This is a genomic window from Rhodosalinus sp. (assembly GCF_041685465.1).
In the GTDB taxonomy this organism is placed as follows: domain Bacteria; phylum Pseudomonadota; class Alphaproteobacteria; order Rhodobacterales; family Rhodobacteraceae; genus Rhodosalinus.
In genome coordinates this window covers 1-7,921 of record NZ_JAWLFS010000141.1, presented here as the reverse complement: position 1 = coordinate 7,921, position 7,921 = coordinate 1, and the positions used below count along the sequence as shown (strand labels likewise).

Sequence of the window (7,921 nt, the reverse complement as noted above, 5' to 3'; positions counted from 1 at the left end):
TGCCGAACTCGATCGAGTGCATCGTCGCCTACTACGCGCTGGCCAAGGCGGGGCTGGTGCGCGTCGGCATGAACACGCGCGAGACGCTGACCGATCACAACTACAAGCTGGGCGACAGCGGCTCGGTCTGCGTGCTGCACGCGGGGCTCGACGGGCTCACACCCGCGATGCAGATCGGCTGGGATGAGCTGTGCGCCATGATCGAGGGCGGCGACGCGACCCCGTGCAAGGTGGACCGCCCGCTCGATGCGCCCCTGCGGCTGGGCTACACCGGCGGCACGACGGGGCAGCCCAAGGCGGTCACGCTGAGCACGCGCGGCGAACTGGCGGAGCTGTCGGCCTTTCTCACCGACCTGATGCCGGACATCCGCGAGGGCGATACCTTCCTGCACGCGGCGCCCATCGCGCATGCCTCGGGCGCCTTCTTCCTGCCCAGCCTGGTGCGTGGCGCGCGCTCGCTCGTGATGACGAAGTTCGACGCGGACGAGTTCATCCAACTGGCCGAGGCCGAGGGCGCCTCGCTCACCTTCCTCGTGCCGACCATGCTGGCCATGCTGATGGAGGCGCCGGGGATCGAGCGCGCCGACCTGAAATTCCGCCGCATCGCCTATGGCGCCTCGCCCATCTCGCCGCGGCTCTACGAACGGGCCGAGGCGCGCTTCGGCCGGGTCTTCGCCCAGACCTACGGGCAGGCCGAAAGCCCCATGGTCATCACCTGCCTCAAGCCCGAGGATCACGACCGGGTGGGCTCCTGCGGGCGTCCCTTCACCATCGCCGAGGTGGCGGTGATGGACGACGAGGACCGCGAACTGCCGCCGGGCGAGATCGGCGAGATCTGCGTGCGCGGGCCGATGACCATGGCCCGCTACTGGAACCGGCCCGAGGCGACGGAACAGGCGTTCCGGAATGGTTGGCTGCACACCGGCGACGTAGGGCGGATGGACGCGGACGGCTTCTTCTACATCCTCGACCGCAAGAACGACATGCTGATCTCGGGCGGTTACAACGTCTACCCGCGCGAGGTCGAGGATGCGGTGCTCGCCTGCGAGGGCGTGGTGGAAGCCGCGGTCATCGGTCTCCCCGACGAGACATGGGGCGACCGGGTGCATGCGGTCGTCGCGGGACGCGCCGATCTCGACCCCGAGCGCATCCGCGACGAGGTGCGCGCCCGCATCGCCGGCCACAAGGCGCCGAAGTCCGTCGAGGTCTGGCCCGAACTGCCCAAGAGCGCCGCGGGCAAGATCCTGCGCCGCGAGGTGCGCGACCGGGTGCGCGCGGCCCACGAGAAGGAGACGAGCACATGAACGAGCAGACCCTCGCCCTGCACGGGCTCGCCATCAAGAAGCACGGCGACCCGGCGGGTGTCGCGCAGATCACCGGGTTGCCCGAGGAGGTGGTGAAGCGCCATCTGGACGCCGCCGCGGAAGCCGGGCGCGTCAACAGGGCGGGCGAGAAATACATCCTCGCCCCAACCGCCGCGATCTCGCTCCAGTCGGGCTATTCCCGCGACTTCGCCGAACAGCGCGCCAATGCAGAGATGAACCGGGCCTATACCGACTTCGAGGCCGTCAACGACCAGATCAAGCAGCTCATCACCGACTGGCAGACGATGGAAGTGGGGGGCGAGCGGCTGCCGAACGACCACTCGGACAAGGACCACGACGCGGCGATCATCGACAGGCTGGGCGACCTGCACGAGAAGGCCGAGCCGGTGCTTGACCGCCTGATCGCGCATGTGCCGCGCCTGAAGGTCTACAAGGACATGCTTCTGCAGGCGCTGGAGCGGGCCGAGGACGGCGCGATCGAATGGGTCAGCGACGCCAGGATCATGAGCTATCACACGGTCTGGTTCGAGCTGCACGAGGATCTGCTGCGCATCCTCGGCAAGGAGCGGGTGGAGTGATGGCCGATCCCCGCTGGACCCTGCGGCTCGACGGGCCGGACTTGCCCGACAAGGCCCTGATCGGCGGCAAGGCCTGGTCCATCGCGCGGATGCGCGCGCTTGGGCTGCCGGTGCCGCCGGCCTTCGTGGTGACGACACGCGCCTGCGTCGAGTTCCTCGGGAAAGGCGACTGGCCGGACGGGCTCGCGGAGGAAATCGACGCCGGCATGGCCTGGCTCGAAGAGGAAACGGGCCGGCGCTTCGGGCACGGGCCGCAGCCGCTTCTCGTCTCGGTGCGTTCGGGTGCGCCGATCTCGATGCCCGGCATGATGGACACGATCCTCAACATGGGCATCTGCGCCGAGACAGAAGCGGCGCTCGGCGCAGAGATGGGCGATCCGGCCTTCGCCCACGACGTGCATCGCCGCTTCTACGACCTTTATGCCGACATCGTGCTGAAATGCGTGGGCGCGGAGTTTCCCGCCGAGGGCGACGCCGACAGCTGGGCCGCGACGCTGCGTGAGACATCGGGGCGGGCGATCCCCGAAACACCGCGCGACCGGCTCTTCGCGTCGATCGACGCCGTCTTCCATTCCTGGAACGGGCGGCGCGCGAAACGCTACCGCAAGCATCACGGCATCCCCGACGACCTGGGCACCGCCGTGGCGGTGCAGGCCATGGTCTTCGGCAACATGGACGCGGCCAGCGGCACGGGCGTGCTGTTTTCCCGCAACCCGATCACCGGCGAGCGGAAACCTTACGGCGAATACCTCGCCCGCGCGCAGGGCGAGGACGTGGTCTCGGGCAAGTTCACGCCGCAGCCGGTGGAGACCATGCGCGAGACCGTGCCGGCGGCGTTCGATGCGCTGATGAGGGCGAGCGCCGTTCTGGAGGAGGCAAACGGCGACGTGCAGGATATCGAGTTCACCGTTCAGAAGGGTGAGCTCTTCCTGCTCCAGTCCCGCGCGGCAAAGCGTGCGCCGGCGGCTGCCGTGCGCATCGCCACCGAGATGGTCCGCGAGGGGGTGATCACGCCCGAGGTCGCGCTGCGCCGGGTGACGCCGGATCAGGTGCGCCTGCTCCTCGCGCCGAGGCTGAAACCCGGCGAGGCCGAGCGCGCGGACATGCTTTGCCAGGGCGAGGCCGCCTCGCCGGGTATCGGCATCGGCACCGTCGTCACCGACAGCGACGAGGCCGAGCGCCGCGCGGCGCTCGGCGAGGACGTGATCCTGGCCCGCGTGACCACCAGCCCCGAGGATCTGCACGGGATGCTCGCGGCAAGGGCGGTCATCACCGAGAAGGGCGGCTCCACGAGCCACGCCGCCGTGGTCAGCCGCGCGCTCGGCGTGGCCTGCGTGGTGGGCTGCGGCCTCGGCAGCGTGACGGGACAGGCCGGCCGGACGGTGACCGCGGACGGCGCGACGGGCCGCGTCTACGACGGCGCGCTCGCCGCCGAAGCACCCGACGAGGACGCCGAGGCTGACCTCGCGCAGCTCAAGGACTGGGCCGCCGCCGCCTGCCCGATCGGGGTCTTCACGCCCGAGGCCGCGCCGGAGGCGCGTATCGTCGATCTGAATGCCGTCGAGGGCGGCGAAGATCCGGCAAAGCTCCCGGCGCTTCTGGCCGGGGCGGAGGCGGCGACGGGCGGCGCGCTCGCCAGCGAAGAGGGCATGGGCGCCGCCATCGCGGCGAAGCTCCGCTTCGTGATCGGCCGGCCCGTGCTGCCGCTGCTGCTCGCGGGGGCGCGCGTTGGACAGGCGCATGAAGACCGCGAGACCGTCGCTGTCGCGGCGCAAGGGTGAAAGGGACCGGAATGAGCCTCAGCACGCGCGACATCGCCGCCATGATCCGCATCTTCGACGACTCCGACTGGGAGGAGATGCATCTCGAGATCGGAGGGGAGGAGATCTTCCTGTCCAAGGACCCCGCGGCGCGCGGCCCCACGACACCCGCGCCGGTCCCGGCGGCTGCGCCGGCGCCGCCCCCTGCGGCCGCCGCGATCACGCCCCCGGCGCCGCCCGCGCAGTCCCCGACGGAGACGGCGCCCGCCGCGCGGGACGAGAGCTGGGTGGCCGTCGCCGCCACCAATCTCGGCACCTTCTACAAGGCGCCCGAGCCCGCGGCGCCGCCTTACGTCTCGGTGGGCGACCGGGTGACGCCGGAAACGGAGGTCTGCCTGATCGAGGTGATGAAGCTCTTCACCACGATCCGCGCGGGCGTCGCGGGCACGGTTCGCGAGATCTGTGTCGAGGACGCGCAGATGGTCGAATACGGCCAGACGCTCATGTGGATCGAGCCGGACTGAGGGCATGACGATCAATCGACTCTTCGTGGCCAACCGCGGCGAGATCGCGGTCCGCATCCTGCGCACCGCCAAGGCGCTGGGGCTCGAGACCGTGCTCGGCGTGTCGGAGGCCGACAGGGACGGACTCGGCGCCACGATGGCCGACCGCGCGGTGGTTCTCGGGCCGGCGCAGGCGCCGAAGAGCTACCTCGACGTCGATCTGATCCTGCACGCGGCGAAGGCGACGGGCTGCGACGCGCTTCACCCCGGTTACGGCTTCCTGTCGGAAAAGCCCGACCTCGCGCGGCGCTGCGCGGAGGAGGGCATCGCCTTCGTCGGGCCGCGCCCCGAGACGATCGAGGCGCTGGGCGACAAGCTCTCGGCCCGCCGGCTCGCCGAGGCGGCGGAGGTGCCCACCGTGCCGGGCACCGATCACATCGCCGAAGTTGCGCGCGCGCAGGAGGCGGCGGAAGAGATCGGCTACCCGGTGGTGATGAAGGCCAGCGCGGGCGGCGGCGGCAAGGGCATGTTCCTCGCCCGCACACCCGAGGAGCTGAAATCCAGCTTCGCCCGCGCCAGCCGCGAGGCGGAGGCCGCCTTCGGCGACGGGCGGCTCTACATGGAGCGTTTCGTCGAGCGCGCCCGCCACGTCGAGGTGCAGGTCGTGGGCGACGGCGCGGGCGCGGTGGTGCATTTCGGCGACCGCGACTGCTCGGTCCAGCGGCGCTACCAGAAGCTGATCGAGGAGGCGCAGGTCACCGCCATGCCCGCGGAGGTGCAGGCGCGGATGCGCGCGGCCGCCGTGCGCCTCTGTGCCCACGCCAGCTACCGCAACGCGGGCACTGTCGAGTTCCTCTACGACATGGATCGCGAGGATTTCTACTTCATCGAGGTCAACTCGCGCATCCAGGTCGAGCATCCCGTCAGCGAAGAGATCACCGGCCATGACCTGATCGCGCGGCAGATTTCGGTCGCGGCAGGGCAGGGGATCGGCGTGGCCCAGGCGGATGTGACCTTCGGTGGTCACGCGCTGGAGGTGCGGATCAACGCCGAGGATCCGCGCAACGGTTTCCTTCCAGCCCCCGGCCGCGTGACGGACTGGCACCCGCCGGAAGGCGCGGGCATTCGCCTCGACAGCCACATGCGGGCGGGCGACATGATCCCGCCCTTCTACGACAGCATGGTGGGCAAGCTGATCGTCAAGGCCTCGAGCCGCGAGGATGCCATCGAGGGAATGCTCGCCGCGATCCGCGATTTCCGGCTGGAGGGCGTGGCGACCACGCTGCCACTGGCCGCCCACATCATCGGGCACCCCGACTTCCGCACCGGCGCCTTCTCGACGCGCTGGCTCGAGGATCGCGCCTTGCCCGCCTTTCTGGAACAGGAGTGAGCCCGATGGCCCATATCGAATTTCTCGACGAGACCATGCGCGACGGCCAGCAGAGCCTCTGGGGGATGCGCATGCAGGCCGGCATGGCCCTTCCGGTGGCACCTCTCGTCGACAAGACGGGCTTCCGTGTCATCGACCTTGCCGGCTCGTCGCTGATGGAGGTGATGATCAAGCACGCCCGCGAAAACCCGTGGGAGGGGCTCGATCTCTTGGTCGACGCCATGCCGCGCACACGCCTCCGGGGCGGCATGCGGTCGAACGCCTCCGTGACCTTCGGCGTGACGCCCGACGCGCTGATGGACTGCTGGATGCGGCAGCTCAACGAGCACGGCGTGCGATCCTTCTGGATCTACGACGTGCTCTTCAACATCGACAAGATGCACCGTCTCGCGAAGGTGGCGAAGGAATACGGCTCCGAGGTGGCGGGCGCGGTGATGTTCGCCCTCTCGCCCGTGCACACCGACGAATTCTTCGCCGAGAAGGCGGGGCAACTCGCCGCCTCTCCCGATATCGACACGATCCTGCTCTACGACACGGCGGGCGTGTTGGAAAAGGAGCGCCTGAAGACGCTGGTGCCCGCGATCAAGGCGAAGATCGGCGACACGCCGCTGGAGTTCCACGCCAACAACATCCTCGGCCTTTCCGGCAAGGCCTATGTGGACATCATCGAGTATGGCGTGACCATCCTGCACACCGCGTCACGACCGATGGCAAACGGCCCCTCGGTGCCCTCGACCGAGAGCGTGGTGCGCAACATCGAGCTTCTGGGGCACACGCACGACCTCGACACCTCGCTCTTCCAGCCGGTGGCGGATCACTTCCGCGCGGTCGGGCAGGCCGCGGGCTTCCTCGTCGACCAGTTCAACGAATACGACGTTCTCGCGATGGAGCACCAGATCCCCGGCGGCATGACGGGCACGCTCAAGGCGCAGCTCGCGCAGTACAACATGACGGACCGGCTGGCCGACGTGCTGGAGGAAACCGCCGTCGTGCGTCGCGAGCTCGGGTATCCCGGAATGGCGACGCCCTTCTCGCAGCTCGTGGGCACGCTCGCCGTGCTCAATGTCGTCACTGGAGAGCGCTACTCCGTGGTGCCGGACGAGGTGATCCAGTACGCCGCCGGCTTCTACGGCGATCCGGTCGCGCCCGTCGAGCCGGACGTGATGGACCGCATCATGTCGTCTTCGCGCGCGAAGGAAGTCGTGGCCAACCCGCCCGAGCAGCCCACCATCGAGGAGCTGCGCAAGCGCTATGGCACGAAGAACGACGACGAGCTGATCCTGCGCGCGCTGGTGCCCGAGCACGACCTCAAGGCGATGTGGGCGGCCGGCCCGGTCGCGCGCGACTATCCGCTGCTGTCCTCGCCCGAGCTTGACGAGGCGCGCCGGCTGATGAAGGTGGCCAACAGCCCCGTCGTGCAGATCCGCAGCGAGGCGATGAACCTGACGCTGAGACGAAAGGGGGCCTGATGGCCCGCCGCGCGGTCATCGTGGACGTGGTGCGCTCGCCCTTCGGGCGGGGGCGGGCGAATGGCGCTCTGGCGGCGCTGCATCCGGTGGACCTCTACGCGCGCCTGCTTCAGGCGTTGGTTGTGCGGACGGGCGTCGACCCCGCGCTGGTCGAGGATGTCATCACCGGCTGCGTGATCCAGGTGGGCGAACAGGCGGCCAACATCGGACGTCAGGCGGTGCTGGCCGCGGGTTTCCCGGAGTCCGTGCCGGCGGTGACGCTCGACCGCAAGTGCGGCTCTGCGCAACAGGCGATGGATTTCGCCGCGCAGGGGGTGATCGCCGGGGCCTATGACATGGTGATCGCGGGCGGCGTCGAGATGATGAGCCGGGTCGAGATGAAGTCGAACCGGATGGGGCGCGACAACCTCGGGCCGATGCTGCACGCGCGCTACCCCGACGGGCTGGTGCATCAGGGGATATCCGCCGAGCTGATCGCCGCGAAATGGGATCTCTCGCGCGACGAGCTGGACGCCTACGCCTTTCGCTCGCACCAGCACGCGGTTTCGGCGCGCGGGATCGTCGCCCCCGACATCGTGCCGCTGGATGTGGAGGGGCGCACCGTGGAGACGGACGAAGGCCCCCGACCCGACACCACCCCCGAGAAGCTGGCCGCCCTGACCCCCGCCTTCCACTCCGACGAGATGGCGGCGCGCTTCCCCGAAATCGGCTGGCGCGTGACCGCGGGCAACGCGAGCCAGGTGACCGACGGCGCGGGCGCCATGCTGATCGCGGAGGAGAAGACGGCGGAGCGGCTGGGCCTGACGCCGCGCGCGGCCGTTTCGGGATTCGCCGTCACCGGCGACGATCCGGTGATGATGCTCACCGGCGTGATCCCGGCGACCCGCAAGCTGACG

The 7,921-nt window shown here is 69.6% G+C and carries 7 protein-coding genes; all 7 read left to right on the top strand.

Annotation, left to right across the window (positions count from 1 at the left end; translation table 11 throughout):
- On the top strand, positions 1-1,304 hold a 1,304-nt coding region (locus tag ACESL7_RS10285), incomplete at its 5' end, for a class I adenylate-forming enzyme family protein (RefSeq protein ID WP_372893235.1).
- Positions 1,301-1,903 (top strand): hypothetical protein, encoded by a 603-nt coding sequence (locus tag ACESL7_RS10280; RefSeq protein WP_372893234.1) that lies wholly within the window; start codon positions 1,301-1,303, stop codon positions 1,901-1,903. The genes ACESL7_RS10285 and ACESL7_RS10280, both read left to right, overlap by 4 nt.
- Positions 1,903-3,684 (top strand): pyruvate, phosphate dikinase, encoded by a 1,782-nt coding sequence (locus ACESL7_RS10275; protein ID WP_372893233.1) that lies wholly within the window; start codon positions 1,903-1,905, stop codon positions 3,682-3,684. Before ACESL7_RS10280 ends, ACESL7_RS10275 begins: the two co-directional genes overlap by 1 nt.
- 11 nt (positions 3,685-3,695) lie before the next feature.
- Positions 3,696-4,187, top strand: a complete 492-nt coding sequence (gene accB, locus ACESL7_RS10270; RefSeq protein WP_372893232.1) for an acetyl-CoA carboxylase biotin carboxyl carrier protein — start codon at positions 3,696-3,698, stop codon at positions 4,185-4,187.
- A gap of 4 nt (positions 4,188-4,191) precedes the next feature.
- A complete protein-coding gene (locus ACESL7_RS10265; protein ID WP_372893231.1) occupies positions 4,192-5,556 on the top strand; it encodes an acetyl-CoA carboxylase biotin carboxylase subunit in 1,365 nt (454 codons plus the stop codon).
- 5 nt (positions 5,557-5,561) lie between these two features.
- Positions 5,562-7,025: a hypothetical protein gene (locus ACESL7_RS10260; protein WP_372893230.1), complete on the top strand. Its 1,464-nt coding sequence runs from the start codon at positions 5,562-5,564 to the stop codon at positions 7,023-7,025.
- Positions 7,025-7,921: thiolase family protein (locus ACESL7_RS10255; protein WP_372893229.1), on the top strand; the 897-nt coding region annotated here is incomplete at its 3' end. The genes ACESL7_RS10260 and ACESL7_RS10255, both read left to right, overlap by 1 nt.